Raw genomic sequence first — 25,193 nt, forward strand, 5'->3', positions numbered from 1 at the left:
GGGGCCGTCGTGGGACCGCTTTATCTCTTCGAACTCGCATCGTCGCAGGCGCGGTACCTCGAGCTCCGCCAGTCGACCATCGCGACCAACGTCGCCAACGCCAATACGCCGGGCTTCAAGGCGCGCGACGTCGAGCCCTTCAACAAGGTGCTCGACGCCACGCCGGTCAGGCTCGCGACAACGTCGCCCTCGCACATGCAATTGTCCGCGGCCGAGACCGATACGCGGAAGACCGCGAAGAAGGACAGCTGGGAAGTGGTTCACTCCGGCAACTCCGTCAGCCTCGAGCAGGAAATGATCAAGGGCAGCGACGTCAGTCGCGACTACTCGATGAACTCGGCGGTCGTGCGGTCGTTCCACCGCATGCTGCTGTCGAGCGCGAAGAGCTGAGGTGAATTGACATGCTGGACTCACTGCAAGCGTCATTGACAGTCGCGAGCTCCGGGCTCGAGGCGCAGTCGACGCGCATGCGCATCGTTTCGGAAAACCTTGCCAACGCGACCTCGACGGGGCGCACGGCCGGCGCCGATCCGTATCAGCGCAAGACCATCACCTTCGATGCCGCCATGGACCGCGCCTCGGGCGCGCAGCTTGCGAAGGTCAAGGAGATCGGGGTCGACACCACGCCGTACCGCGTGGAGTACGAGCCGGGACATCCCGCCGCCGACAAGGCCGGTTACGTCAAGCTGCCGAACGTCAACATGATGATCGAGATGGCCGACATGCGGGAAGTCAACCGATCCTATGAAGCCAATCTCCAGGTCGTGAAACAGGTGCGGTCGATGCTGGGCATGACCATCGACCTGCTGAGGAGCTGACAATGCTTGAGGCAATTTCATCCACCGCGATTTCCGCCGGGCAAGCGGCGAGCCGCGTGACCGAGACGCAGGCCATCGCGCCGGCGGCACCGACCGCCATTCAGTCCACCGACGATGTCGGATTCGAATCGGTGATGAAGCAGGTGACGACGGACGCGATCGGGACGCTGAAGGCGGGCGAAGCGGCGTCGATCTCGGCGATGCAGGGCAAGGAATCGACCCGGAAGGTCGTGGAGGCGCTGATGTCGGCCGAGCAGGCCTTGCAGACCGCGGTCGCGGTTCGCGACAAGGTCGTGCAGGCCTACCAAGAAGTCGTCCGGATGTCGATTTGATCTGAGGGAATGAAGCTGTGAAATCGCTCGCCATTGCGGCCACGGGCATGAACGCCCAGCAGACCAACATCGAAGTCATCGCGAACAACATCGCCAACATCAATTCGACGTCGTACAAGCGTGCGCGCGCGGAATTCACCGATCTGTTCTACCAGATGGACCGCATGCAGGGCGTCGCGAACGTCAATGGCTCCTCGCCGATCCCGGAAGGCTCCAATCTCGGCCTCGGCGTCAAGTCGACGGCCATCCGCAAGCTGCACATCCAGGGCGCGCTCACGCAGACCGGCAACCCCTACGACCTCGCGATCAACGGCCGCGGCTGGTTTCAGGTGCTCGGCCCGAACAACGAGGTGCAATACACCCGCGCCGGCTCGTTCAGCCCCAACGCCAACGGCCAGCTCGTCACCACCGACGGCTATCTGCTGGATCCCGCAATCACGATACCGCAGGGAACGGTTCAGGTCGTCGTCAACCAGACCGGACAGGTGTTTGCCAAGCTGGATACGGAAGTGAACCCGCGGCAGATCGGCCAGCTCAACCTCGCCAATTTCGCCAACGAAGCGGGCCTCGAGCCGCTCGGCAGCAACCTCTATCGCGAGACCACGGCGTCCGGCACGCCGGTCGTCGGACTGCCGGGCGATTCCGGATACGGCAAGCTCAACCAGCAATATCTCGAAGCCTCGAACGTCGACCCGGTCAAGGAAATCACCGAGTTGATCTCGGCGCAGCGCGCCTACGAAATGAACGCCAAGGTCATCCAGGCCTCGGATGAAATGGCCCAGACGGTCTCGAAGGGCATGCGCTAGTTCCGGTGTTCTCGATGTCGAACAGGGTGGGCTTGATGGTGCGCGGGTTGGCCGCCGTGCTGCTGGTTCTCGTCTCGGCGCGCCTCGCTGCGGCCGAGGAGAAGCGGCTTCCCGTGCCGGCCGTGTCGATCCGCGCCGGCGAGCTGATCCGGGACGACATGATCACGGAACGTGCCTTCGCGCCGAATGTGCTCGGCGTTGCCATGTTCATCGAAGGACGCCAGATCCTGGTCGGACGCATGGCACGGCGCGCGCTGCTGCCGGGCCAGCCGATTCCGACCAATTCGGTGGAGGATCCCTGGACGATTGCCCGCGGCGCCATGGTCAAGGTCGTGGTGGAAGACAGCGGCCTGTCGATCGTCACCTACGGCGCGGCGATGCAGTCGGGCGCGACCGGCGCGCTCATCCCGGTGCGAAACACCGACACCGGCGTGATCATCAGAGGCGTCGTCCAGCCGGACGGCACCGTCAAGGTCGTGGATGGATCATGACCAGATTCCTGCTTGCGCTCATCCTGCTCGTTTCCGCCGCCAGCGCCCAGGCGGCCGTCCGCATCAAGGACATCGCGGACATCAAGGGATTGCGCGAAAACCAGATCGTCGGTTACGGCCTCGTCATCGGCCTGAACGGCACCGGCGACACGCTCCGCAACGCTCCGTTCACGGAGCAGTCCCTGCAATCGATGCTCGAGAACATGGGCATCAACGTCAGGAACGAAACCACGAGCACCAACAATCCCCCGCGTCCGACGACGCTGCGCACACGCAACGTCGCTGCCGTCATGGTGACCGCGGATTTGGCGCCCTCGATCGGGGCGGGCGAGCGCATGGACGTGACCGTATCGTCGCTCGGCGATGCGACCTCGCTGCTCGGCGGCACGCTGGTGATGACGTCGCTGCGGGCGGCGGACGGCGCGGTCTATGCGGTGGCGCAAGGCGCGGTCACGGTCGCCGGTTACAGTGTGGGAGGGCAGGCACAGAACGTCAGCCAGGGCACGCCGACGGCGGGCCGCATCCCGAACGGTGCGCTGGTCGAGCGCGAGGTGCAGGGAAGCCTCCACGAGATGGAGTTCCTGGTGCTGGAGCTCAAGAACCCTGATTTCGTCACCGCGACACGCATTCTCGACGCCATCAACGGTTACGCCGGTGGCCGCTACCGCGCGCAGATCGCCTTCGAGCGCGACTACCGCACCATCGTGCTGTCGAAGCCGCGCCATATCGGCCCCGTCCGCTTCCTCGCCGAAATCGGCGAGTTGACGGTCGAGCCGGACACGCCGGCGCGAGTGGTGATCAACGAGCGGACCGGTACGGTGGTGATCGGGCGCGACGTGCGCATATCGACCGTCGCCGTGACGCATGGCAACCTGACGGTTCGTGTCACCGAGCTTCCCGTGGTGTCGCAGCCGGCGCCGTTCTCGCGAGGGCAGACGGTGGTCGTTCCCCAGACGGTGGTCGAGGCCAACGAGGCCGGATCGCAGGTGGCGATCCTGAGCGGCGTCGACCTCCAGCGCCTGGTGCGCGGGCTGAACCAGATCGGCTTGAAGCCGTCGGGCATCATCGCGATCCTCCAGGCGATCAAAACGGCCGGCGCACTCCAGGCCGACGTGATCGTGCAATGATGCACAAGCGTCGTGCAAGCTTGGTCGCTCAATGCTCAGGTCTCGACCGAGAATCGCACGCGGCCCGATGCTGAAGCTGGATCACAAAGCCAAACTCCTCCTCCTGGTCGCGGCCTGCGCGCTCGGATGCGCTTCGCCCGTTCTGGCGCTGGATGAGGCCAAGCCGTCGAAGCCGCTCAACCTGCTGTCGTTCGCGCGTGCCCGCGCGCCCGGACCGCAGAAGCCGTATCCGGCGGCCTCGTCGATACCGGGCGACAATGCGTCGTTCCGGGCGACGGCGTGGGCCGCCGAAGATTCCGGACCTGCGATCACGGGGGCCGTGCCGGCTCCCGAGAAGCCCGCGCCAGCGCCCGCAGTCGCGCCCGCGCGCCCGGCCAAGCCGGGCAGCGTCACGGCGCCGCCGAAGCCCGCACCGGCACAGGCTGCCGTACCTGCGGACAATGAGGTCGCCCTGTTCTGCAGCAATGTCGCCGACCCCGCCGTCGATGCGCGGCTGGCCTGGCAGCTCAGGGAGCTGGAGAAGGCCGAGACCCAGCTCCGGGAGCGGATCGCCGAGGTCGAGGCCAAGCGCGCCGAATACGAGAAGTGGATGGCGCTGCGTGACGACTTCCTGAAGAAGGCCGAAGCCAGCGTCGTCGAGATCTATTCGCGCATGAAGCCGGATGCCGCGGCGACCCAGATCGCCGGGATGGCGGACGAGACCGCCGCCGCCGTGCTTGCAAAACTCAGTCCGAGGAGCTCGAGCGCGATCTTCAACGAGATGGAGACGGCACGCGCGGCGCACCTTGCCGATCTGCTCGGCGGAATGCGTCGCGTGGATGACGGAAAGACCAAATAGATGAAGAATCTGATCCTCATCCTGCCGCTCCTGATGCTGACCGGGTGCATCGGCGATCCCGCGGAAGTGCTGACCGGTCCGCGACTGTCGCCGGTCGGCACCGGCCTGAGGACACAGGCCGATCCGATTCCGGTGACGCCCCGCATGCGTACGCCCGTCAGCTATCGCTCGACCTGGGACGACGGCACGGATCTCTATCGCGATCCCCGTGCCCGGCGCACCGGCGACGTCGTGACCGTCATCATCTCGATGCAGGACAAGGCCAAGCTCGACAACAAGACCGATCGTTCGCGCGATTCGCAAATCAAGTTCGGGCTGGATTGGCTGATGGACGTCGCCGGATGGCAGGACAAGGGCTCGACCAGCGCCAATCTGAACACCAACACCCAGATCAAGGGGAACGGTCAGATCGATCGTACCGAAGACATCAAGCTGTCGATTGCCGCCATCGTCACCGACGTGTTGCCCAACGGCAATATGATGATCAGCGGCTCGCAGGAGTTCAAGGTCAATACCGAGATGCGCGTGCTCAACGTCGGCGGCATCGTGCGTCCGCGCGATATCTCGCGCACCAACACGATCTCCTACGAGAAGATCGCTGAGGCACGCGTGGCTTATGGCGGTCGCGGAAATCTGTCTGACGTGCAGCAGCCTGGATGGGGACATCGGATCTATGACGCCGTGGCACCATTCTGAGAATCGCGCCGACCGCGCCGCGCCGCGAGGGCAGGGGACGTGATGCGCCTGATTGCGGCCATTGTGGTGCTGACCCTGATCGCGATCGGTGCGGGCGCGGTTGCCGGCCTGCAGCTGTTCGCGGCCGCGGAGCGCGCCGCCGACGCGAAGAAGAGCGCCACGCCGCCGCCCCTTGCCACGAGCTACGCCGGCAGCGCACGGCTGAGAAAGCTGTCCCCGATCGTGACCAATCTCGCCGCGCCGGCCAACAACTGGGCCCGTGTCGAAGCCTCCATGGTGACCGATAGCATGAGCGACGAGGATGCCGGCATCCTGGCCGCCCATATCAGCGAGGACATCGTGACCTATCTGCGGTCGGCATCGGTTGGCCAGTTCGAGGGATCGCGCGGGCTTCAGCATCTCCGCGACGACCTGACGGAGCGGGCCAATATCCGCTCGTCGGGCAAGATCCGCGAATTGATCATTGAGACCTTGGTGATTCAGTGAGAGTGAGAGTCCTGCTGCTCGCGTTGGTTCTGGTCGTGCTGCCCGAGGTGGCGCTGGCCCAGATTCCGGACCTCAACTCGCTGCTGCCGCCGGGCAACGGCTCGACCAGCGGCCGCATCATCCAGCTGATGGCGGTGATCACGGTGATGTCGGTGGCGCCGGGGCTGCTGATCATGGTGACGAGCTTCACGCGATTTGCGGTGGCGCTGTCGTTCCTGCGCTCCGGTCTCGGCCTTCAGACCACGCCGGCCAATCTGGTGCTGATCAGCCTCGCGCTGTTCATGACCTTCTACGTGATGGCGCCGACCTTCGACCGCGCCTGGGAAACCGGCGTCCAGCCGCTGATGAAGAACGAGATCTCGGAGGAAGAGGCCTATCTGAAGATCACCGATCCGTTCCGCGAGTTCATGCTGGCCCATGTCCGCGACAAGGATCTCCAGACCTTCGAGGCACTCGCCGCGGAGAGCTTCCGCAAGAAGTTCGACGACAAGCGCATCGACATGCGCGTCATCATTCCGGCCTTCATGATCTCCGAGCTCAGGCGTTCGTTCGAGATCGGATTCCTCATCATCCTGCCGTTCCTGGTCATCGACATGATCGTGGCGACGCTGACCATGTCGATGGGCATGATGATGATGCCGCCGACGATCATCGCGCTGCCGTTCAAGATGCTGTTCTTCGTGTTGATCGACGGCTGGAACCTGCTGGCCTCCGGACTGGTGCGGTCGTTCTCGTAGCGACCGCGATCGCCGGCCGGTTATGGTTAGCGAAAAGTGCCGGTCTATGGTTAGCAGAGGGTAATGTTAACTATATGATATTACAACGAAATTCAAGCCGATCTTAATCTCGGCGCAAGATTCGACGTGCTAGCAATGCGGCACGGCGGGTTGGACCCCACCCACATCAGTCCAAAGGCATGATGCCGCCCCTCCGTACCGGTGAAAGCCCGGTATGTCCCCTCGTGAAAATGTAACGCGTACATCAAAGGGACATTCGCAATGTCAAGCCTGCTTACGAACTCGACCGCCATGACCGCGCTCCAGACCCTGCGGTCTGTCAGCTCGCAACTCTCCACCACGCAGAACCGGATCTCGACCGGCCAGCGCGTGGCCACCGCTTCCGACAACGCCGCCTACTGGTCGATCGCAACGTCGATGCGCGCCGACAACGCCGCGCTCTCCGCCGTCTCCGACTCGCTCGGTCTGTCGGCTGCGACGGTCGACACCGAATATACCGCTCTGACCACGGTTATCGGCAACAAGGACTCCGGCCTGACCAAGCTGCAGGCGCTGCTGGTCGAAGCCAAGACCGCTGGTATCGACCGCACCAAGATCCAGGCGGACGTCACCCAGATCCAGCAGCAGATGAAGGCGACAGCCAATGCGGCGACCTTCAACGGCGTGAACTGGCTGAGCACGACCGCCACCACCCCGGCGACCGTGAACCTGGTGTCGTCGTTCTCCCGAGTCGGCAGCACGCCGACCACGGGCTCGATCACCCTGACCACCGCCAACTACTCGCTCTACACCGCGACCCAGGGCGGCTTCCTGGACAAGGTGAGCGGCGCGGCGTCGATCGACACGCTCAGCATCTCCGCGCTGACCGACTCCGCGGCTGACCAGACCACGCTCGACGGCTATATCACGCAGGTCACCGCTGCGATCAACTCGGTGGCTTCGGCCGCCGCCGACCTCGGCGCCGTCAAGACCCGTATCTCGACCAACACGGACTTCGTGAAGTCGCTGATGGACTCGGTTGATCGCGGTATCGGCCAGCTCGTCGACGCCGACATGAACCAGGAGTCCACCCGCCTGGCGGCCCTCCAGGTCCAGCAGCAGCTCGGCGTGCAGGCGCTCTCGATCGCCAACAACAGCAGCCAGAGCATCCTGTCGCTGTTCCGCTAAGCCTTAGACCATCTGGGGAGGGCCGCGCTTCTCGCGAAGCGCGGCCCTTTCGTTTGGTGTGTTGCCGCGCGCACGCCGCAAATTCGGCTGCCCTGTTGCAGTCCGGGCACAGAGCCACAAGCCTCGCACAAGCTTCGCGCGCTATCGTCGCCGCTACGACAGGTTGGGCCTGCTTTTTCGCCGCCCAAAGGCATGACGCCGCCCTGTCGTACCGGTGCAAGCCCGGTATGTCCCCAAAAACAGTTCAATCTTCAAAGGGACATCAAAAATGGGTTCAAGTCTGCTCACCAACTCGTCTGCAATGACTGCGCTGCAGACCCTCCGCAATGTCAGCTCGCAGCTCGCGACCACGCAGAACCGGATCTCGACCGGCCAGCGCGTGGCCACTGCTTCCGACAACGCCGCCTACTGGTCGATCGCGACGTCGATGCGCGCCGACAACGCCGCGCTCTCCGCCGTCTCCGACTCGCTCGGTCTGTCGGCTGCGACCGTCGACACCGAATACACCGCTCTGACCGCGGTTGTCGGCGACAAGACCGGCGGCCTGACCAAGCTCCAGGCGCTGCTGGTCGAAGCCAAGACCGCTGGTATCGACCGCACCAAGATCCAGGCCGACATCACCCAGATCCAGCAGCAGATGAAGGGTACCGCCAATGCGGCGACCTTCAACGGCGTGAACTGGCTGAGCACGACCGCGACCACGCCGGCGACCTTCAACCTGGTGTCGTCGTTCTCGCGCGTCGGCGGCACGCCGACGATCGGGTCCATCACCCTGACGATCGCCAACTACTCGCTCTACACCGCGACCCAGGGCGGCATCCTGGACAAGGTGAGCGGCGCTGCATCGATCGACACGATCAGCATCGCGGCGCTGACCGACTCGACGGCTGACATGACCACGCTCGATGGCTACATCGCGCAGGTCACGGCCGGGATCAACTCGGTGGCCTCGGCCGCCGCCGACCTCGGCGCCGTCAAGAACCGCATCTCGACCAACACGGAATTCGTCAAGACCCTGATGGACTCGGTGGACCGCGGTGTTGGTCAGCTCGTCGACGCCGACATGAACGCGGAATCGACCCGCCTTCAGGCCCTGCAGACCCAGCAGCAGCTCGGCGTTCAGGCGCTCTCGATCGCCAACCAGAACAGCCAGAGCATCCTGTCGCTGTTCCGCGGCTAAGCCTCAAAACCATCCGGGAAGGCCGCGCTTCTCGCGAAGCGCGGCCTTTTTATTTGGCGTACGCTCGTCACGCGTCGTGACCTCCTGGCTCACCGTGTTGCGGTCCAGCCACGTCGCCACAAGCCTCGCACAAACTTCGCGCGCTATCGTCGCCGCTACGACAGGTTGGGCCCGCTCTTCGGCCGCCCAAAGGCATGATGCCGCCCCGCCGTACCGGTGCAAGCCCGGTATGTCCCCAAAATCAATTCAATCCGTTTCAAAGGGACGTCAAGAATGGCCTCGAGCCTGCTTACCAACTCCGCTGCAATGACCGCGCTCCAGACACTCCGGAGCGTCAGCTCGCAGCTCGCGACCACGCAGAACCGGATCTCGACCGGCCAGCGCGTGGCCACCGCTTCCGACAACGCCGCCTACTGGTCGATCGCGACGTCGATGCGCGCCGACAACGCCGCGCTCTCCGCCGTCTCCGACTCGCTCGGTCTGTCGGCTGCGACCGTCGACACCGAATACACCGCTCTGACCGCGGTTGTCGGCGACAAGACCGGCGGCCTGACCAAGCTGCAGGCGCTGCTGGTCGAAGCCAAGACCGCTGGTATCGACCGCACCAAGATCCAGGCCGACATCACCCAGATCCAGCAGCAGATGAAGGGTACCGCCGATGCGGCAACCTTCAACGGCGTGAACTGGCTGAGCACGACCGCCGCCACTCCGGCGACCTTCAACCTGGTGTCGTCGTTCTCGCGCGTCGGCGGCACGCCGACGATCGGGTCCATCACCCTGACGATTGCCAACTACTCGCTCTATACCGCGACCCAGACCGGTATCCTGGACAAGGTGAGCGGCCCGGCGTCGGTCAACACGATCAACATCTCCGCGCTGACCGACTCGACGGCTGACCAGACCACGCTCGATGGCTACATCACGCAGCTCACCACTGCGATCAACTCGGTGTCCTCGGCCGCCGCCGACCTCGGCGCCGTCAAGAACCGCATCTCGACCAACACGGAGTTCGTCAAGACCCTGATGGACTCGGTGGATCGCGGTGTCGGTCAGCTCGTCGACGCCGACATGAATGCGGAATCGACCCGCCTCCAGGCCCTTCAGACCCAGCAGCAGCTCGGCGTTCAGGCGCTCTCGATCGCCAACCAGAACAGCCAGAGCATCCTGTCGCTGTTCAAGTAAGCTTCGGCTTTGGAAACAACCGTGCTCCCCCGGGAGCACGGTCCCTGCCATGACCGGCGGGTGTGGCGGCACAAGATGTGCCCGTAATGGAAGTTCTTCCGACGCCAGACGTCATGCAACACGCCGCAGCCGATTGCGCTGCCATGCGCTCGTGCGCCTGCTTGTTGCTGCTGAGTTGATCGCGTCGTCCAGGATTCTTGTAAAATTGCAACGCCTCGCCCGCGAAGCGACACATTCGTCTCCTTGCGCAACCTTCAGACAAGGTTGGCAGCGGAGTGTCCCATACGTTCGCATTGGTACGAGGTCACATGCTGCTCAGTCGTGCGCAGGTACAGCAACTGCTCAACAATCTGCTGGAGCTTGGGCCGCGGCGCCTGATGGCCTTGGGACTGATCGGCTTTGCCGTTCTCGTCACCGTCGTCGGCGGCGCCTATTATCTGAGCCGGCCTGAGTTCGAAACGCTCTATACAGGCCTGAATCGCGAAGACGTGACGCGCATCGGCGCCGCGCTGCGCGAGCAGAATATCACATTCGACGTCAATACGGCCGGCGACGCCATCTCGGTGCGCCCGAGCCAGACCATGCAGGCGCGGATGCTGCTTGCCGAGAAGGGGCTGCCGACCAGCGCCAATTCCGGCTACGAGCTGTTCGACAAGATCGGCTCGCTCGGCCTTACCTCGTTCATGCAGGAGGTCACCAAGCTCCGGGCGCTCGAAGGCGAGATCGCGCGCACCGTGCAGTTGATGAAGGGCGTCAAGGCGGCGCGGGTGCATATCGTGATGCCGGTGCGCGGCTCGTTCCGGGCGACGCAGCAGCCGCCTTCGGCGTCGGTCGTACTGCGCACCGACGGCGCGATCGAGGCGCGCACGGCGCAGTCGATCCGCCACCTCGTCGCGGCGGCCATTCCCGGCATGAGCCGCGACAAGGTGACGGTGCTGGATGCCGATGGTTCGATGCTGCTCGCCGAAGAGGACGAAGCCAGCGCGGCCCCGACCAAGATGGCGAGCCTCCAGAAGACGGTCGGCGGGATGGTGCAGGAGAACATCCGCAAGGCGTTGACGCCATATCTCGGTCTGGACAATTTCGAGGTGAGCGTCGCGCCGCAGCTCTCCACCGACAAGCGGCAGACCAACGAGACGGTCTACGACCCGGAGAGCCGCGCCGAGCGTTCGGTCCGGAACGTGCGCGAGAAGGAATCGTCGCAGAATGCGGACCGTTCGACGCCGACCACGGTGCAGCAGAACCTGCCGGACCAGCAGGTGAATAGCGGCGGCACGAAGAATTCCAGCGAGGACAAGACCCGCCGCGAGGACGTCACCAATTTCGAGGTGTCGTCCAAGACAACGACGACGGTGAGCGACGGCTATTTGGTCAAGAAGCTCTTCATCGCCGTGCTGGTCAACCGCGCGCGGCTTGTCGCCGATCTCGGCGACAAGAGCAATCAGGCGATCGTCGACAGCAAGCTCGCCGAGATCAGCCAGCTCGCGGCGACGGCAGGCGGACTGGACAAGCAGCGCGGCGACCAGATCCAGGTGACGGCCGTCGACTTCATCGAAGGCTCGCGCGAACTGGCGCCGGTGCCGCCGATCAGCTTCGTCGAGATGATCAACAAGCAGCTCGGCAGCGTCATCAACGCGGTCACCATCCTGGCCGTTGCCTCGATGCTGGTCTGGTTCGGCCTTCGCCCCGCGGTCAACGGCATTCTGACGCATCGCGCAGCGCAGGAGCAGACCGAGGCGGCCGAGGCCGCCGAGCTTGAAGCTGCAACAGCCCTTGCACTGGCCGACAGTCAGGACCCCGAGCTCAACCTCGTCGAGGATCTCGAAGGCAAGATGCAGCGGACGCCGCAGAAGCGGCTGGAGCAGATCGTCCGGCTCGATCAGATGCAGGCGGCAGCAATCCTTAAAGACTGGATGCGACGCGAGGAGGCAGCATGAACGCGGCTATCGGAAAACTCCTGACGCAGTTCGACGCGAATGGGCGGGCCAAGTCTCCGCCGCCGCCTCCGCCCCCCAAGATCCAGGATGTGCTGACAAGGCCGATGGAGGTGCGGCGCGAGCCTCAGCCTCAGCCGCCGCGTCAGGTCCAATCGCAGCCGCAGCTTCAATCGCCGCTTCCGGCGCCCGAGGCGGAAGCTCCGTCGGCCAATCTTCTCGAAGATGCCTATCGTCGCGGTCACGCCGCCGGTGTCGCGGAAGGCGATGCTAGGGTCGCCGAGGAGCGCGTTCGCAGCGCGATCCGGCTCGGCGAGGAGCGGGCCAAATGGTCCGACCAGCAGGCGGCCACGATCGTGGGCGGCTTCGAGACGGCCTGCCGCGAGATCGAAACCAACATCGCAAGCTCGGTTGCGCGGATATTGCTGCCTTTCCTCGCCGACGCCGTCCGTGACAAGGCGATCGGATCGCTGGTCGAGCAGATCGCAACGCTGACCGGCAATTCGCCGGTGCCGGTGTTCAAGATCACCGGCCCGGGCGAATTGCTCGATCTGGTGCGCTCGCAGCTCCAGACGGCCCGGCGAACCGGGATTGAATACGAAGCCGCCGAGACTTTCGAGGTCCGCGTCGTCGCAGACCAGACCGTGATCGAGACGCAGATTGCGGCGTGGAGCGAACGTCTGAACGAGGCGCGCCGGTAGTCCGCCATGGAAGAAGTCAAGCACGAGCTGGTGATCATCCGCAGGCGCAGCGCCTTCGCCGAGGAGGCGCATCACGGTGGCGTCTGGAAGATCGCGTATGCGGACTTCATGACCGCGATGATGGCGTTCTTTCTGGTCATGTGGCTGCTCAATGCGCTCAACCAGGACCAGAAGCAGGTGGTCGCGAGCTATTTCAACCCGATCAAGCTCGCGGAGAACGCACCCGCTCCGAAGGGCCTCAAGGATCTCAGCAAGAAGGAGCCGACGCAGTTCGAAGGCCAGGACGGCAAGCGTCAGCCGGCCGGGCCGAACGAAGAACGTCGCGGAGACTCGCCGACGGCGGAGAAGCCTGCCTCCTTCGAAGAGAAGGTTCTGTTTCGCGATCCCTACGCGACGCTTGCCGAGATCGCCAACAGCGCGAACCAGTCCTCGGGCCAGCGCCGCGCCGGCGCGCTGACCTCCGCCGAAGAGGACGGCCTCAAGGGCGGCGATGCCTACCGCGATCCCTTCGATCCCGGCTATTGGAAGTTGGCGCCGCAGACGTCCAAGGATGCGGATCACTTCGTCGACAGCGAGCCAAAGCCGAACGCGTCCGCGCGCGACAATGCGTCCGGGACAGGTCAGGGCGAGCCGCAGGCGCAACGTGCCAAGCAGGACGATGCCGGCGGTAGCGTGGCTCCAAACGCGGACGCGTCGTCTGCAAGCCTGTCGCCGCTGCTGCCGCCCGGGCCTGCGCTTTCGCAGGCTCAACGCGATGGCAGTGCTCAGGCGAATGCGCCGCAACCGGGCGCCCAGGCTGGCGCTCAAGCCAATGCCGCCGCGCAGCCACGCCCCGGCGATCAAGCAAAGAATTCCGAATCGCGCGATGCGGCACAGACCCAGCAGCCGACCGTCAAGCAGCTACAGTCCGCGATCGTGGATGCGCTGTCGGACATCAAGGCCGGTGCGGGCCCGGTGGCCGAGGTGCGCCAGGTCGAGGAAGGCCTTCTGATCAGCCTGACCGACGATGCGAGCTTCGGAATGTTCGCGGTCGGCTCGGCCGAGCCGCGGCCTGAGCTGATCCGCGTGATCGACAAGATCGGGCCGCTACTGACGAAGCGCCAGGGCATGATCATCGTCCGCGGCCACACCGACAATCGGCCTTACAAGTCCGAGAATTACGACAATTGGCGGCTGTCGACCGCGCGCGCGCAGATGGCTTACTACATGCTGGTTCGCTCCGGCGTCGATGCGCAGCGGATCGAGCATGTCGAAGGCTACGCCGATCGGCGGCCGAAACTGACGAACGATCCAGCTGCCGCCCAGAACCGCCGGATCGAGATCCTGGTCCGGGAGAAGCGCCCTTGATCAGGCCGCTCCTGCGCGCCGCGCTGCTGCTGCTGCCGTTCACGACGGTATGCGCGCTTGCCGATCCGGCACCGTCCCCGGCATCGACCTCGGGCGAGCCCTATGAGCTCGTGCGCACATTGCAGGCGGTGCAGGATGGCATTGCCCGTGGCGACACCGCGGCGCATGGCAGCCACATCGCGCTGACCCGGCAGGTCGGTGAAAAGTTCCTCGCCGCCGATCCCGGCGTGTGGAGCAACGCGCAGAACGGCCAGGCCGTCATCATCTATTTGCTTAGCGGCGGCGGGCCGCAGGTCGTCCGAAAGCTGCCGCGCGACAAGCTGAACGTCGACGAGCGGCTGTTCAACGGTGCGCTGGCCTATGTCGAAGGCCGCCAGGACGAAGCGCGCGAACTGCTCAAGGACGTCAAGCCGCGCACGTTGCCAACGGGCCTGGGCGGACAGGTCGCGCTGGTCCAGGGCGCGCTGTTCGCGCGCGCCGAGGCATCGCTCGCGATCGAGCGCCTGGATGACGCGCGGCTGCTGTTGCCGGGCACGCTGGTGGAGGAGGCGGCGCTGCGGCGCGAGATCCTGCTGGTCGGGCAGGCCGAGGATTTCGACAAGTTCGAGTTCCTGACGCTCGCCTATATCCGCCACTACCGCAACTCGGTCTATGCCGGGGACTTCTGGCAGCGCTTCGCCTCCGGCCTGACGCAATCGAGCATTGCTCTCGACGAGCGCCGCTTTGCGCGGATCGTCACTCTGCTGGAGCAGATCGACCGCGCGAGCCGCCTCAAGCTTTATCTCGTGATCGCGCGCACCGCGATGGTGCATGGACGGCTGGCGGTGACCCGGCTTGCAGGCGAGCGTGCGCTGACGCTCAGCGCCGATGCGTCGGAGGATCGCGAGCGCGCGCATTTCTTCCGCGGCGTCTCGCGGGCGCTCACTGATGAGTATGACGGCGGTGTCGCCGAGTTGAAGGCCCTCGACCGCTCGAAGTTGCCCGAGCGCGACGTTCCGTTTCTGAATGCGACGTTGCAGCTCGCACTCGATGTCCGCAAGCCGTTCGCGGGCGGATCCACCGCCGCCGCCGACAAGCCTCCGGTCACGCCGGCGCGTCTCGATCTCGCCGCGTCGACCGAGACGCTTGCGCGCGCGCGGAAGCAGCTCGGCGAACTCGAACGCCTTACCAGGGATCGCCCATGACGAAGCTCAGTGGAACCTCCGGACAGGTCTTTTCGGGTCTCGCCGAAAGCCTCAACGTGCGCGGCGCATCGCGCTCGGGAAAATCCGCCGGAACGAAATCGCCGGCAGATTCGTCGTTCAACGATCTGCTGCACACAGTCTCGAATCTCGCGAAGCGGGCGCTCAACGACGAGGGCGGCAACACGAGCGCGAAGGCCGGATCGCTGCGCACGCACCTCGCGCGCCCGGCCGACAAGGACAAGACGGTGCGGGAACGCACCGAGGCGGATGACGAGCCCGAATCCATTCGCAAATCGTCCGACGAGAAAACTGAAAAATCGCCGGAGACGCAAACTCCGGTCGACCACAGCGCGAAGACCGATGTTTCGGCCCGATCGAGCATTCCGGCGGTCGTCGAACAGCAGTTCGCCGCCGTGCCGGCCGTGAAGCCGCAGCTGCAATCGCCGGCGGGCGACAAGAAGGACGCGCCTGCGCGCGACGAGCGCTCTGCCACGACGAAGCGTGAGGTCCAGGGCACCGCGAAGGTCACGTCTGCCGAGCCCGCGCCGCCCGCTGCCGCTTCAACGGGCACGCGCTCGCAGGCCGCGCCTTCGCAGGCGGCGGCAGCCGCGCAGCAAGGCAGCGATGCGTCCTCGAAGCCAATGCCCGCGACGCAAGGCTTCGAGGCCGTCACGGCCAATGTCGAACGCGCCGTCAAAGCCTCGGCGCGGGACGCATTGCCCGAAGCGACCAAGGTCACCGTGGTCCAGCAGGAGACCCATCTGCCGCCGGCGCAGTTCGGCGCTCCGCAGCAGGTCGCCAACGCAGTCGTCGCCGAGCTGAAGGAGTCGCCGGCTCCGACGGCGTCCACCGCCCCCGATCTCGCGACGTCGCAGACCAATGCACCTGAGCCGCTCAAGATCCTGACGATCAATCTCGAACCGCCGGCGCTCGGCAACGTCACGGTACGCCTTCGCCTCGTCGGCTCGGAGGTTTCAGTTCACCTCGCGGCCGCGCGCAAGGACACCAGCCTGATGCTGGATCAGCAGCGCGACTCGATCCGCGATCTCATGCAGTCGGCGGGCTATGTCGCCGACGTCGCGCCCGTGCAGCACGGCTCGCTGGACGGATTCCAGAGCGGCTCCGGCCAGCCGCAGCCGCAGCTCTCCGGCCAGCAACAGCCATCGTCGCAGTCGCAAGGCACGTTCGGCGGCGCTGGCACGTCGTCCGGGCAATCCGACGGCGGTGCAAAGCAGGCCCGGCAGGAGCGCCAGTCCAACCAGGAGACGCGTCATGACCAGGACGTGGGCCCGCAGATTCGTCGCGGTCCTGTTTATCTGTAACGCGGGCGCCGCGGCAGCGGCGACCGACAACGCGCGCCCGTGCGAGCGCGAGATGGCGCGTGCGTCCCAGCAGCACGGCATTCCGCTCGGCATTCTCTATGCGGTCGGTCTCACCGAGACCGGGCGGCGCGGTGCGCTCTATCCTTACGCGCTCGGCGCCGACGGCCAGACCGTGTTCGCCAAGGACATGAACGACGCGATCGCGAATTTCGAGACGATGCGCAGCAAGGGCATCAAGCTGATCGACCTCGGCTGCATGCAGATCAACCATTATTATCACGGCGACAAGTTCACGTCGGTGCGCGCGATGTTCGATCCCGCGAAGAACGTCGAATACGCCGCTCGCTTCCTGAAAGAGCTGAAGCAGCGCGAGGGCAGCTGGACCATGGCGGTCGCGCGCTACAACGCAGGCCCCAACAATCAGCCCGCGCAGAAGCGCTACGTCTGTCACATCGTCGCGCATCTCGTCTCCAGCGGCTTCGGCGCGTGGACCGACAAGGCGCGCTCGTTCTGTCAGCCGAAGACGACATGACCGCTACCACCTGAAAGTTGTGCACGGATCCCAATCATCAGCTCCGCGCAAGCAAGAACCCGCATTGTAGATACAACCTGACAAAGGAGCCTACTTCATGAGCCTGTATGGTGTTATGCGCACCGGCGTTTCCGGAATGAGCGCGCAGTCCAACAAGCTGTCGACGGTTTCGGACAACATCGCGAACGTCAACACGACCGGTTACAAGCGGGCTTCGACGGAATTCTCGTCACTGATCCTGAAGAGCGGCTCCGGCAATTACGACTCCGGCGCCGTCGAGACGACGGTTCGCTACGCCATCAGCGACGCGGGACACACGCAGTTCACCACGTCGACCACGGACCTCGCCGTGCAGGGCAACGGCTTCTTCGTGGTGTCGAACGCCGCCAACACGCAGCAATATCTGACGCGCGCCGGCTCGTTCGTGCCGGACGCCCAGGGCAATCTGGTCAACGCGGCCGGCTACTACCTCCTGGGCCAGCCCGGTAAGGTGACCAATTTCTCGCAGAACAGTCTGTCCGGCATGCAGATCGTCAACATTGCCCAGGTTTCGCAAGTGCCTGTGCCGTCGACGGCGGGAACGCTCACGACCGGCAATCTGGATCCGAAAGCGGCTGTGATCGCCGGTCCGCCCGGGCCGGCGTCATATTCGTCGAAGAGTTCGATCGTGGCCTACAACAATATCGGCCAGGCCGTTACGCTCGACGTCTACATGTCCCACACGGCGACGGCCGCCGGCTCTGACACCTGGCAGCTTCAGGCTTACAACTCCGCGACAGGTGCGTCGGTTGGTGCCGCCACCACTTTCACCTTCGATACGACCGCAGCCGGCAAAGGCACGCTGGCCGCGGCGAGCCCGACGACTCTCGCCCTCACCGTTCCTGGCGGTGCGGCGATGAGCCTGGACCTGTCGAACATGACGCAGGTCGGAACCGACTTCAGCTTCAAGGCGACTGTCAATGGCAGCGTTCCATCGGCCATCGACAAAGTCGATGTCGACGATTCGGGCTTCGTGACGGCGATCCTCAAGAACGGTCAGCAGCTGACGCTCTACACCATCATGCTCGCCGACGTCGCGAGCCCCGACAACCTGACGCCGGAGCCCGGCAACGTCTATTCGACCAACATGAATTCCGGCAACGCGCAGGCCGGGAATGCCGGTACCGGCGGTCTCGGCACTGTCCAGTCGGGCGCGCTGGAAGACTCCAACGTCGACCTCGCGGACGAACTCACCGGGATGATCGAGGCGCAGCGCGGCTTCACCGCGAATTCGAAATCGTTCCAGACCGGCGCCGATCTTCTCGACGTCGTCGTCAACCTGAAGCGCTGAATCCTCAAGCGCTCATTCCGGGCAAGAGCAAATCATGTCCCTTACCGCCGCTCTCGACTCCGCTCGTGCGTCGCTCATGGCGTCGGGTATCCAGTCGTCGACGATCTCGCGCAACATAGCCGGTGCCAGCGCCGCCGGCTATTCGCGCAAGATCGCCGTGCTGGACAATCTCCCCGGGGCCGGCGTCTACGTGGCGGCGATCCAGCGCGCCGCCAGCTCGGGTCTCTATAATAACGTCCTGATCGCGACGTCTGGGTCCGCCAAGCAGAATGCGATCCTGGACGGTCTTCAGAAGATATCGGCCTCGACTGTGGACGATCCCGAACTTGGGCAGTCGCCGGCCGCCCAGCTCAACAAGCTGAAGCAAGCGCTCCAGCAATATGCCAACGCTCCGGACAACACCACGCTGGCGCAGGCGGCGGTCACGTCCGCCAAGGACATGGCGACCGCGCTCAACCAGGCCACCAAGACCGTGCAGACGGTGCGCCAGGGAGCGGACGCCGACATGGCGACTTCGGTCGGGAATATCAATCAGCTCCTGACCCAGTTCGATAAGGTCAACACCGCGATCGTGAAGGGGACGATCGCCGGCGACGACGTCACCGATTATCTCGACCAGCGCGACAACATCGTCTCGAAGATGTCGCAGGAGGTCGGCGTCTCGATGACGCTGCGCGCCAACGGCGACGCGGCGCTCTACACCGACAGCGGTGTCGTGCTGTTCGACAAGACGGCGCGCTCGGTCAGCTTCGCGGCGACCAACATCTATACGCCCGGGACCACCGGAAATGCTGTCTATATCGACGGTGTCCCGGTTACCGGCGCCAATTCCGTGATGCCGATCAAGACCGGCAAGCTCGCTGGCCTCGCCCAATTGCGCGACAACGCCACGGTCACGTATCAGAGCCAGCTCGACGAGGTCGCACGCGGCCTTGTCGAGTCCTTCAAGGAGGTCGACCAGTCCGGCGCCGCGCTGCCCGACCGGCCCGGCCTCTTCACCTATCCCGGCTCACCCGCGATGCCCGCAAGCGCGACCGTCTCGGTCGGCCTGGCCGGCTCGATCAGCGTTGCCGCGTCGGTCGACCCGGCCCAGGGCGGCAATCCCAACCTGCTGCGTGATGGCGCGATCAGCGGCAACGTCGCCTACAGATACAACACCACCGGCAATGCCGGCTACTCGACCAGGCTGCAGCAGCTGATCGGCAACATGGATGCGTCGCAGCCGTTCGATGCAACCACGCAAGGCAAGCCGAGCGGCAGCTTGATCGACTTCGCTGCGTCGTCGACGAGCTGGATCGAAAACCAGCGCAAGGCCGCGGACGACAACGCCACCTACCAGAACACGCTGCTCGACCGCAGCTCCGCGGCGCTGTCGAACGTCAGCGGCGTCAACATGGACGACGAGATGTCCTTGATGCTTCAGGTCGAACGTACCTATTCGGCGTCGTCGAAGATCATCTCGACCGTCGACCAAATGTTGCAGAGCCTGCTGGCCGCCGTGGGGAATTAAGTCATGATGAGCGCCAACTACATCTCGACCCTGATGCTGTCTTCGTCGTTGAGGTCCTCGATCACGAACAATCAGGCCGCGCTGACCAAGGCCTCGAAGGAAGCCACCACCGGCCGCTTCGCCGATGTCGGCCTCGAGCTTGGTGCCACGACGGGAAGCGACGTCACGCTGCGGGCGGACCTGAGCTTCGCCGATCAGCTCGTCGATACCAACGGGCTCGTCTCGGGGCGCCTGGACACGACGCAGAACCGGATCACCCAGCTGGGCGCAACCGCAACCTCTTTCCTCAAGGACCTGATCGCGGCCCGCAGCACCGACGGCGGCGGGCGGATCATCCTGCCGCCTGCGTCCGCCAACCTCCAGGATCTGATCGGCGCGCTGAACGTCTCCTATAATGGCTCGTATCTCTTCTCGGGGGTCAACACGCAGAACACGCCGATCACGGCTTACACCGCGGGTTCGGCCAGCAAGAACCAGGTCGATGCCGATTTCCTTGCGACCTTCGGCTTCTCGCAATCCTCGGCCAGCGTGAGCACCATTACCCCGGCCCAAATGCAGACCTTCCTCAACACCACCTTCGATGCCGAGTTCGCGAGCCCGGCCTGGAACACCAATTGGTCAACGGCCACCGACCAGACCATGCAAAGCCGTATCTCCACGACCGAGATCGCCGATACGTCCGTTAGCGCCAACCAGATCGGCTTCCGTAGGCTCGCCGAGGCCTACACCATGATGGCGGATCTTGGGAACGCGAACCTGAGCCAGGACACGTTCCAGGTCGTCGTGGACAAGGCCATCGGCCTCGTCGGTAACGCCATCACTGACCTCGCTACGCTCGGCGGCGGCGTCGGCACGGTCCAGCAGCGGGTCACCGGCGCCACCGAAAAGCTCAAGACGCAGCAGGACATTCTGAACAATCAGATCGTCAAGATGGAGGCCGTCGACCCGACGGAGGCCTCGGTCCGGGTCAACACCCTGCAGACCCAGATCAAGACGGCGCTGTCGCTGACGTCGCAGCTCCAGCAGATCAGCCTGATCAACTATCTCTGAGCCGGGGTCTGTAACTTTGTCTTGTTGTTCGGTCTCCTGCGCAGAGTGGTTCTGATGACGTTTGAAGCCTATGAAGCGGTCGTCGATGATAGCGCCTCTGAGGCGCGGGGCCGCGAGCGGCAGGCGCTCAGCCTCGGCATCGACCGGCTCGAGCGGGTCCAGGGCGGGCGCTTCAGCTTCGAAGATCTGGTCGAGAGCCTGCTCTACGTGCGGCGGCTGTGGACGATCTTCATCGAGGATCTCGCCCATCCGGAAAACGCACTCCCGGAAAAGCTGCGCGCCGACATCATCTCGATCGGCCTGTGGGTCGTCAAGGAAGCCGATCGGCTTCGCGAGGAGAAGTCGAACGACGTGATGCAGCTCATCGAAATCAACCGCCTGATCCGAGACGCGCTCTGATGAAAATATCCTTGCGGGCGGGTGAGCGGATCTACGTCAACGGCGCAGTGCTGCGCGTGGACCGCAAGGTCTCCGTCGAGCTCGTCAACGACGTGATGTTCCTGCTCGAAGGGCAGGTCATGCAGGCTTCCGACGCCACAACGGCGATGCGGCAGCTCTATTTCATCGTCCAGCTCATGCTGATGAACCCGACGGATATCGGCGCCGCAGTCGCGCTCTACGGGGAGCATCATGCGGCCCTGCTCGCGGTTTGCGAGAGCCGCGAGATGCTCGACGGGCTCGCCGCGATCCACGAGCTGGTCCGCACGACCCGCTATTTCGAGGCGCTCAAGCGGATCCGGGCGCTGTTCCCGGTGGAGGACGCAATCCTGGCCGGCCTGGCCGGCGCCGCCACCGAGATCCCATTCCAGGCTGCCTGACAGCGGAGAGGCTACATGAACGTCACCAGCGCGACCGACAGCACCAGCAAGTCCAATGCGACCGATTCCACGAAGAACACGGCGAGCAACACCGTCGACTACAATACCTTTCTTCAGCTCCTCGTCGCCGAGATGAAGAACCAGGATCCCACCAATCCGATGGATACCTCGCAGTACATGAGCCAGTTCGCCCAGCTCTCGACGGTCGAGCAGGCCATGCAGACCAATTCGAAGCTGGATGCGCTGCTGTCGTCGCAGTCGCTGTCGCAGGCCAACGGGCTGATCGGAAAGACCGTCAGCTTCACCGACGCGACCGGCGCGACCTTCAGCGGCAAGGTCGTTTCGATCTCCATCAACAACGACGGCTCCATCGCAACCCTCGAGAACGGCACGAAGGTCGCGGTCGGGCCCGGCCTTACGATCAGCCAGTCATGAACGAGCGGGACGCCCTCGACATCGTCCAGGCGGCGATCTGGACCATCATCGTCGCCTCCGGCCCCGCCGTCGGCGCCGCGATGCTCGTCGGCACCGCCATTGCGCTGATCCAGGCGCTGACCCAGGTCCAGGAGGTGACGCTGACCTTCGTGCCGAAGATCATCGTCATCCTCCTGGTCGTTGCCGTCTCCGGCTCCTTCATCGGCGCCCATCTCTCCACCTTCACCGAGATGGTCTATTCGCGGATCGAGCACGGCTTCTGATCCGCGAGAGCCCGGCCACCACCCTCGCGTAAGCTTTGCACGGCAGATTGCGGGGCGGACCCTCTGCCGGTGACCCATGGCCGATACATTAGCTGCTAGCCTGCCGACCCCGCGACGATTGGGGGCCGACGCCTTTTTTGCGGGCGGTATCGTGGCCATGCTCACGATCCTGTTCCTGCCAATACCGCCGATCCTGATCGACCTCGGCCTCGCCTTCTCGATCGCGCTGTCCGCGCTGATCTTGATGGTCGCGCTGTGGATCCAGCGGCCGCTCGATTTCTCCGCCTTCCCGACCGTGCTGCTGATCGCGACGATCCTGCGGCTGGCGCTCAACGTTGCGACCACCCGTCTGATCCTGTCGCGGGGCGGGGAGGGCGAACAAGCCGCGGGTCACGTCGTTGCCGGCTTCTCGAAGTTCGTCATGGGCGGCGACTTCGTCATCGGTCTGATCATCTTCGCGATCTTGGTGACGGTGAATTTCGTCGTGATCACCAAGGGCGCAACGCGTATCGCCGAAGTCGGTGCCCGCTTCACCCTGGACGCCATCCCGGGCAAGCAGATGGCCATCGACGCCGACCTCTCCGCGGGCCTCATCGACGACAAGGAGGCCCAGCGCCGGCGCCGCGAGCTCGAAGAGGAGAGCGCGTTCTTCGGCGCAATGGACGGTGCTTCGAAATTCGTCCGCGGCGACGCAATCGCCGGCCTGATCATCACGGCGATCAACATCTTCGGCGGCATCATCATCGGCGTGACGCATCACGGGCTGACGCTGTCGCGCGCCGCCGACGTCTACACCAAACTCTCCGTCGGCGACGGTCTGGTAACGCAGATGCCGGCACTGATCGTGTCGCTTTCGGCGGGCCTCCTGGTCTCCAAGGGCGGCACCAGGGGGTCGGCGGAGCAGGCCGTGCTGAGGCAGCTCGGTGGCTACCCGCGCGCGGTGTCGGCGGCGTCGTTGATGATGTTCGTGCTCGCCTTGATGCCTGGGCTGCCGATGGCACCCTTCGTGCTGCTCGGCGGTGCCATGGCCTTTGTCGGCTACTCGCTGCCGCGGCGGCAGGCGGCGCGGGAGAAGAAAGAGCATGCGCGCAAGGCCGACGAGCGCGCCCAGGCCGATGCCAAGGAATCCGTCAAGGAATCGCTCAAGACCGCAGAGATCGAGGTGTCGCTCGGCGGCCATCTGTCGGTCCATTTGCTGGGCGCGCGTACCGAGCTTGGGCACCGGGTCAGCAAGCTCCGCAAGAAGTTTGCCAAGCAATACGGCTTCGTCATTCCGGAGATCAAGCTCAGCGACAATCTATCGATCGATCCCAAGGGATACCAGATCCGGATCCACGACACGCGTATCGCCCATGGCGAGCTGCGGCTCGGCGAGGTGCTGGTGCTCGTCGACAAGGACGGTAAGCCCGACGTGCCCGGCGAAGAGGTGATCGAACCCGCTTTCGGCATGAAGGCGCTGTGGGTGACGGAGGCGTTCACCGACGAGGTCAAGCGTCAGGGCTGCAAGCCGGTCGACAACCTGTCGGTGCTGCTCACGCACTTGAGCGAAGTGCTCAGGGCAAATCTCGCACAGCTGCTGTCGTACAAGGACATGCGCGGCCTACTCGACCGTCTCGATCCCGAATACAAGCGCCTGGTCGAGGATCTCTGCCCGTCGCAGATCTCCTATTCGGGCCTGCTGGCGATCCTGAAGATCCTGCTGGCCGAGCGCGTGTCAATCCGCAATCTCCATTTGATCCTGGAGGCCATTGCCGAGATCGCCCCCCATGTGCGGCGGTCCGAACAGGTCGCGGAGCATGTGCGGACGCGACTTGCCCAGCAGATCTGCGGCGACCTTTCCGACAACGGTGTGCTGAACGTCGTCCGCCTCGGCAACCGCTGGGACCTGGCGTTCCACCAGAGCCTGAAGCGCGACGCCAAGGGCGAAGTCTTCGAATTCGACGCCGATCCTCGCCTGATCGAGCAGTTCGCAACCGAAGCCAGCGCCGCGATCCGAAAATTCACCGAGAACGGCACCAGCGTGGTTCTGGCGGTCACCCCGGAAGCCCGCCCCTATGTCCGGATGATCCTGGAGCGGGTGTTCCCGACCTTGCCGGTCCTGTCGCATGTCGAGGTCGCGCGCAGTGCCGAGATCAGGGCGCTGGGGGCCATATCGTGATCAGCGGCCTCGCCGACAGCGTGCTGGTCACGTTCATCGTGTTCTGCCGCATCGGCGCCTGCCTGATGCTCGTGCCCGGCTATTCCAGCGTCAACGTTCCGGCCCAGGTTCGCCTGTTCGTCGCGCTCGTCACGACGTTTGCGCTGACGCCGATCCTGATCTCGGTCCTGAAACCTCTCACCGACAACGCCGCGCCGCTGACGCTTGCGCTCCTGATCTGCTCGGAGCTTGTGGTCGGCAGCGTCATCGGGCTCGGCGGGCGCGTGTTCTTCCTCGCGCTGCAGACCATGGCGACCGTGATGGCGGGCGCGATCGGGCTGAGCAACATCCCGGGAACGCCGGTCGGCGACACCGACCCGGCGCCGGCCCTGGTCCCGCTGATCATGGCAGCCGTCACCACATTGTTCTTCATGACCGACCAGCACTGGCAGGTCCTGCGCGGGCTGATGAACTCCTACGACGTCTGGCAGCCCGGCAACAGGATCGGCGGCAGCATGGCGCTCGACCAGCTGGTCAGCCGCCTGTCCGAGGCGTTCGTGCTGACGCTGCGGATCACGAGCCCCTTCATCGTCTATTCGGTCATCGTCAACCTCGCGGTCGGCCTGATCAACAAGCTGACGCCGGCGATTCCGGTCTATTTCATCTCGGTGCCCTTCGTGCTGTTCGGCGGCTTCCTGCTGCTCTACCTCACCAGCGACGAGCTCTTGACGCAATTCATGCTCGGCGTCTCGTCGTGGCTGGCGGAGTGA

At 64.6% G+C, this 25,193-nt stretch carries 28 protein-coding genes; all 28 read left to right on the forward strand.

Translation table 11 applies throughout. From position 1 onward, the window contains the following. Positions 1 to 9: 9 nt before the first annotated feature. The 28 genes from flgB (at position 10) to fliR (ending at position 25,193) form a co-directional block, all read left to right on the forward strand. Positions 10 to 390 carry a flagellar basal body rod protein FlgB gene (flgB, locus tag ABIB99_RS14130; protein WP_014492658.1) on the forward strand — a complete coding sequence of 127 codons (381 nt, stop codon included), beginning with the start codon at positions 10 to 12 and terminating at the stop codon, positions 388 to 390. Between the two features lie 11 nt (positions 391 to 401). Further along, a complete protein-coding gene (gene flgC / locus ABIB99_RS14135) occupies positions 402 to 818 on the forward strand; it encodes a flagellar basal body rod protein FlgC (protein ID WP_014492659.1) in 417 nt (138 codons plus the stop codon). 2 nt (positions 819 to 820) lie between these two features. Then, positions 821 to 1,150, forward strand: a complete 330-nt coding sequence (gene fliE, locus ABIB99_RS14140) for a flagellar hook-basal body complex protein FliE (protein WP_354176248.1) — start codon at positions 821 to 823, stop codon at positions 1,148 to 1,150. 17 nt (positions 1,151 to 1,167) lie between these two features. Beyond that, the gene (gene flgG, locus ABIB99_RS14145; protein WP_085405310.1) at positions 1,168 to 1,956 is read left to right on the forward strand and encodes a flagellar basal-body rod protein FlgG; all 789 of its coding nucleotides are present in this window, start codon (positions 1,168 to 1,170) and stop codon (positions 1,954 to 1,956) included. Between the two features lie 35 nt (positions 1,957 to 1,991). Next, positions 1,992 to 2,447 carry a flagellar basal body P-ring formation chaperone FlgA gene (gene flgA, locus ABIB99_RS14150; RefSeq protein WP_063986113.1) on the forward strand — a complete coding sequence of 152 codons (456 nt, stop codon included), beginning with the start codon at positions 1,992 to 1,994 and terminating at the stop codon, positions 2,445 to 2,447. After that, the gene (gene flgI / locus ABIB99_RS14155) at positions 2,444 to 3,574 is read left to right on the forward strand and encodes a flagellar basal body P-ring protein FlgI (RefSeq protein ID WP_063981299.1); all 1,131 of its coding nucleotides are present in this window, start codon (positions 2,444 to 2,446) and stop codon (positions 3,572 to 3,574) included. The genes flgA and flgI overlap by 4 nt, the downstream gene beginning before the upstream one ends. 67 nt (positions 3,575 to 3,641) lie before the next feature. Further along, entirely contained in the window at positions 3,642 to 4,412 is a 771-nt protein-coding gene (locus ABIB99_RS14160; RefSeq protein WP_063981300.1) for a MotE family protein, read from the forward strand. Continuing rightward, complete coding sequence (gene flgH / locus ABIB99_RS14165) at positions 4,413 to 5,108, forward strand: flagellar basal body L-ring protein FlgH (protein WP_028153467.1); 696 nt, start codon at positions 4,413 to 4,415, stop codon at positions 5,106 to 5,108. A gap of 42 nt (positions 5,109 to 5,150) precedes the next feature. Then, on the forward strand, positions 5,151 to 5,594 hold the full coding sequence (locus tag ABIB99_RS14170) for a flagellar basal body-associated FliL family protein (protein ID WP_063986114.1): 444 nt from the start codon (positions 5,151 to 5,153) through the stop codon (positions 5,592 to 5,594). Beyond that, positions 5,591 to 6,331, forward strand: a complete 741-nt coding sequence (gene fliP, locus ABIB99_RS14175; RefSeq protein ID WP_071909955.1) for a flagellar type III secretion system pore protein FliP — start codon at positions 5,591 to 5,593, stop codon at positions 6,329 to 6,331. The genes ABIB99_RS14170 and fliP overlap by 4 nt, the downstream gene beginning before the upstream one ends. 261 nt (positions 6,332 to 6,592) lie before the next feature. After that, on the forward strand, positions 6,593 to 7,498 hold the full coding sequence (locus tag ABIB99_RS14180) for a flagellin N-terminal helical domain-containing protein (RefSeq protein WP_135216098.1): 906 nt from the start codon (positions 6,593 to 6,595) through the stop codon (positions 7,496 to 7,498). Positions 7,499 to 7,766: 268 nt separating this feature from the next. Next, on the forward strand, positions 7,767 to 8,678 hold the full coding sequence (locus tag ABIB99_RS14185) for a flagellin N-terminal helical domain-containing protein (protein ID WP_063981303.1): 912 nt from the start codon (positions 7,767 to 7,769) through the stop codon (positions 8,676 to 8,678). Between the two features lie 273 nt (positions 8,679 to 8,951). Beyond that, a complete protein-coding gene (locus tag ABIB99_RS14190) occupies positions 8,952 to 9,860 on the forward strand; it encodes a flagellin N-terminal helical domain-containing protein (protein WP_063981304.1) in 909 nt (302 codons plus the stop codon). Positions 9,861 to 10,168: 308 nt separating this feature from the next. Further along, entirely contained in the window at positions 10,169 to 11,797 is a 1,629-nt protein-coding gene (gene fliF, locus ABIB99_RS14195) for a flagellar basal-body MS-ring/collar protein FliF (protein ID WP_063981305.1), read from the forward strand. Beyond that, on the forward strand, positions 11,794 to 12,495 hold the full coding sequence (locus ABIB99_RS14200; RefSeq protein ID WP_063981306.1) for a hypothetical protein: 702 nt from the start codon (positions 11,794 to 11,796) through the stop codon (positions 12,493 to 12,495). Before fliF ends, ABIB99_RS14200 begins: the two co-directional genes overlap by 4 nt. A gap of 6 nt (positions 12,496 to 12,501) precedes the next feature. Further along, entirely contained in the window at positions 12,502 to 13,842 is a 1,341-nt protein-coding gene (locus ABIB99_RS14205; protein WP_063981307.1) for a MotB family protein, read from the forward strand. Then, positions 13,839 to 15,026 (forward strand): chemotaxis protein, encoded by a 1,188-nt coding sequence (locus ABIB99_RS14210; RefSeq protein ID WP_354119342.1) that lies wholly within the window; start codon positions 13,839 to 13,841, stop codon positions 15,024 to 15,026. The genes ABIB99_RS14205 and ABIB99_RS14210 overlap by 4 nt, the downstream gene beginning before the upstream one ends. Continuing rightward, entirely contained in the window at positions 15,023 to 16,348 is a 1,326-nt protein-coding gene (gene fliK / locus ABIB99_RS14215) for a flagellar hook-length control protein FliK (protein ID WP_354119343.1), read from the forward strand. Before ABIB99_RS14210 ends, fliK begins: the two co-directional genes overlap by 4 nt. Beyond that, positions 16,299 to 16,880, forward strand: a complete 582-nt coding sequence (locus ABIB99_RS14220; RefSeq protein WP_135216103.1) for a transglycosylase SLT domain-containing protein — start codon at positions 16,299 to 16,301, stop codon at positions 16,878 to 16,880. Before fliK ends, ABIB99_RS14220 begins: the two co-directional genes overlap by 50 nt. A 97-nt stretch (positions 16,881 to 16,977) precedes the next feature. Beyond that, entirely contained in the window at positions 16,978 to 18,210 is a 1,233-nt protein-coding gene (locus ABIB99_RS14225) for a flagellar hook protein FlgE (protein WP_063981311.1), read from the forward strand. A 34-nt stretch (positions 18,211 to 18,244) separates the two neighbouring features. Next, positions 18,245 to 19,720, forward strand: coding sequence for a flagellar hook-associated protein FlgK (flgK, locus tag ABIB99_RS14230; RefSeq protein ID WP_071909975.1), 1,476 nt, complete (start codon positions 18,245 to 18,247; stop codon positions 19,718 to 19,720). A gap of 3 nt (positions 19,721 to 19,723) precedes the next feature. Next, positions 19,724 to 20,770: a flagellar hook-associated family protein gene (locus ABIB99_RS14235; RefSeq protein WP_231143350.1), complete on the forward strand. Its 1,047-nt coding sequence runs from the start codon at positions 19,724 to 19,726 to the stop codon at positions 20,768 to 20,770. 54 nt (positions 20,771 to 20,824) lie between these two features. Further along, positions 20,825 to 21,169: a flagellar biosynthesis regulator FlaF gene (flaF, locus tag ABIB99_RS14240; RefSeq protein ID WP_208069782.1), complete on the forward strand. Its 345-nt coding sequence runs from the start codon at positions 20,825 to 20,827 to the stop codon at positions 21,167 to 21,169. Continuing rightward, on the forward strand, positions 21,169 to 21,588 hold the full coding sequence (gene flbT / locus ABIB99_RS14245) for a flagellar biosynthesis repressor FlbT (RefSeq protein WP_166344145.1): 420 nt from the start codon (positions 21,169 to 21,171) through the stop codon (positions 21,586 to 21,588). The genes flaF and flbT overlap by 1 nt, the downstream gene beginning before the upstream one ends. Before the next feature lie 15 nt (positions 21,589 to 21,603). After that, positions 21,604 to 22,023, forward strand: coding sequence for a flagellar hook assembly protein FlgD (gene flgD, locus ABIB99_RS14250; RefSeq protein WP_166344144.1), 420 nt, complete (start codon positions 21,604 to 21,606; stop codon positions 22,021 to 22,023). Further along, entirely contained in the window at positions 22,020 to 22,286 is a 267-nt protein-coding gene (fliQ, locus tag ABIB99_RS14255; RefSeq protein WP_014492683.1) for a flagellar biosynthesis protein FliQ, read from the forward strand. The genes flgD and fliQ overlap by 4 nt, the downstream gene beginning before the upstream one ends. A gap of 76 nt (positions 22,287 to 22,362) precedes the next feature. Continuing rightward, positions 22,363 to 24,444 (forward strand): flagellar biosynthesis protein FlhA, encoded by a 2,082-nt coding sequence (gene flhA, locus ABIB99_RS14260; RefSeq protein ID WP_071909981.1) that lies wholly within the window; start codon positions 22,363 to 22,365, stop codon positions 24,442 to 24,444. Further along, positions 24,441 to 25,193: a flagellar biosynthesis protein FliR gene (gene fliR, locus ABIB99_RS14265; protein ID WP_354176253.1), complete on the forward strand. Its 753-nt coding sequence runs from the start codon at positions 24,441 to 24,443 to the stop codon at positions 25,191 to 25,193. The genes flhA and fliR overlap by 4 nt, the downstream gene beginning before the upstream one ends.

It is taken from the genome of Bradyrhizobium sp. LA6.1 (genome assembly GCF_040547805.1).
Classification (GTDB): domain Bacteria; phylum Pseudomonadota; class Alphaproteobacteria; order Rhizobiales; family Xanthobacteraceae; genus Bradyrhizobium; species Bradyrhizobium barranii.

Excerpts from the sequence above, each read along its gene's own strand:
- flgC (WP_014492659.1), top strand. The coding sequence starts at position 402 with ATGCTGGACTCACTGCAAGCGTCATTGACAGTCGCGAGCTCCGGGCTC.
- fliE (WP_354176248.1), top strand. The coding sequence starts at position 821 with ATGCTTGAGGCAATTTCATCCACCGCGATTTCCGCCGGGCAAGCGGCG.
- flgA (WP_063986113.1), top strand. The coding sequence starts at position 1,992 with ATGGTGCGCGGGTTGGCCGCCGTGCTGCTGGTTCTCGTCTCGGCGCGC.
- flgI (WP_063981299.1), top strand. The coding sequence starts at position 2,444 with ATGACCAGATTCCTGCTTGCGCTCATCCTGCTCGTTTCCGCCGCCAGC.
- ABIB99_RS14160 (WP_063981300.1), top strand. The coding sequence starts at position 3,642 with ATGCTGAAGCTGGATCACAAAGCCAAACTCCTCCTCCTGGTCGCGGCC.
- flgH (WP_028153467.1), top strand. The coding sequence starts at position 4,413 with ATGAAGAATCTGATCCTCATCCTGCCGCTCCTGATGCTGACCGGGTGC.
- ABIB99_RS14170 (WP_063986114.1), top strand. The coding sequence starts at position 5,151 with ATGCGCCTGATTGCGGCCATTGTGGTGCTGACCCTGATCGCGATCGGT.
- ABIB99_RS14180 (WP_135216098.1), top strand. The coding sequence starts at position 6,593 with ATGTCAAGCCTGCTTACGAACTCGACCGCCATGACCGCGCTCCAGACC.
- ABIB99_RS14185 (WP_063981303.1), top strand. The coding sequence starts at position 7,767 with ATGGGTTCAAGTCTGCTCACCAACTCGTCTGCAATGACTGCGCTGCAG.
- ABIB99_RS14190 (WP_063981304.1), top strand. The coding sequence starts at position 8,952 with ATGGCCTCGAGCCTGCTTACCAACTCCGCTGCAATGACCGCGCTCCAG.
- fliF (WP_063981305.1), top strand. The coding sequence starts at position 10,169 with ATGCTGCTCAGTCGTGCGCAGGTACAGCAACTGCTCAACAATCTGCTG.
- ABIB99_RS14200 (WP_063981306.1), top strand. The coding sequence starts at position 11,794 with ATGAACGCGGCTATCGGAAAACTCCTGACGCAGTTCGACGCGAATGGG.
- ABIB99_RS14205 (WP_063981307.1), top strand. The coding sequence starts at position 12,502 with ATGGAAGAAGTCAAGCACGAGCTGGTGATCATCCGCAGGCGCAGCGCC.
- fliK (WP_354119343.1), top strand. The coding sequence starts at position 15,023 with ATGACGAAGCTCAGTGGAACCTCCGGACAGGTCTTTTCGGGTCTCGCC.
- ABIB99_RS14220 (WP_135216103.1), top strand. The coding sequence starts at position 16,299 with ATGACCAGGACGTGGGCCCGCAGATTCGTCGCGGTCCTGTTTATCTGT.
- ABIB99_RS14225 (WP_063981311.1), top strand. The coding sequence starts at position 16,978 with ATGAGCCTGTATGGTGTTATGCGCACCGGCGTTTCCGGAATGAGCGCG.
- flgK (WP_071909975.1), top strand. The coding sequence starts at position 18,245 with ATGTCCCTTACCGCCGCTCTCGACTCCGCTCGTGCGTCGCTCATGGCG.
- ABIB99_RS14235 (WP_231143350.1), top strand. The coding sequence starts at position 19,724 with ATGATGAGCGCCAACTACATCTCGACCCTGATGCTGTCTTCGTCGTTG.
- flaF (WP_208069782.1), top strand. The coding sequence starts at position 20,825 with ATGACGTTTGAAGCCTATGAAGCGGTCGTCGATGATAGCGCCTCTGAG.
- flbT (WP_166344145.1), top strand. The coding sequence starts at position 21,169 with ATGAAAATATCCTTGCGGGCGGGTGAGCGGATCTACGTCAACGGCGCA.
- flgD (WP_166344144.1), top strand. The coding sequence starts at position 21,604 with ATGAACGTCACCAGCGCGACCGACAGCACCAGCAAGTCCAATGCGACC.
- fliQ (WP_014492683.1), top strand. The coding sequence starts at position 22,020 with ATGAACGAGCGGGACGCCCTCGACATCGTCCAGGCGGCGATCTGGACC.
- flhA (WP_071909981.1), top strand. The coding sequence starts at position 22,363 with ATGGCCGATACATTAGCTGCTAGCCTGCCGACCCCGCGACGATTGGGG.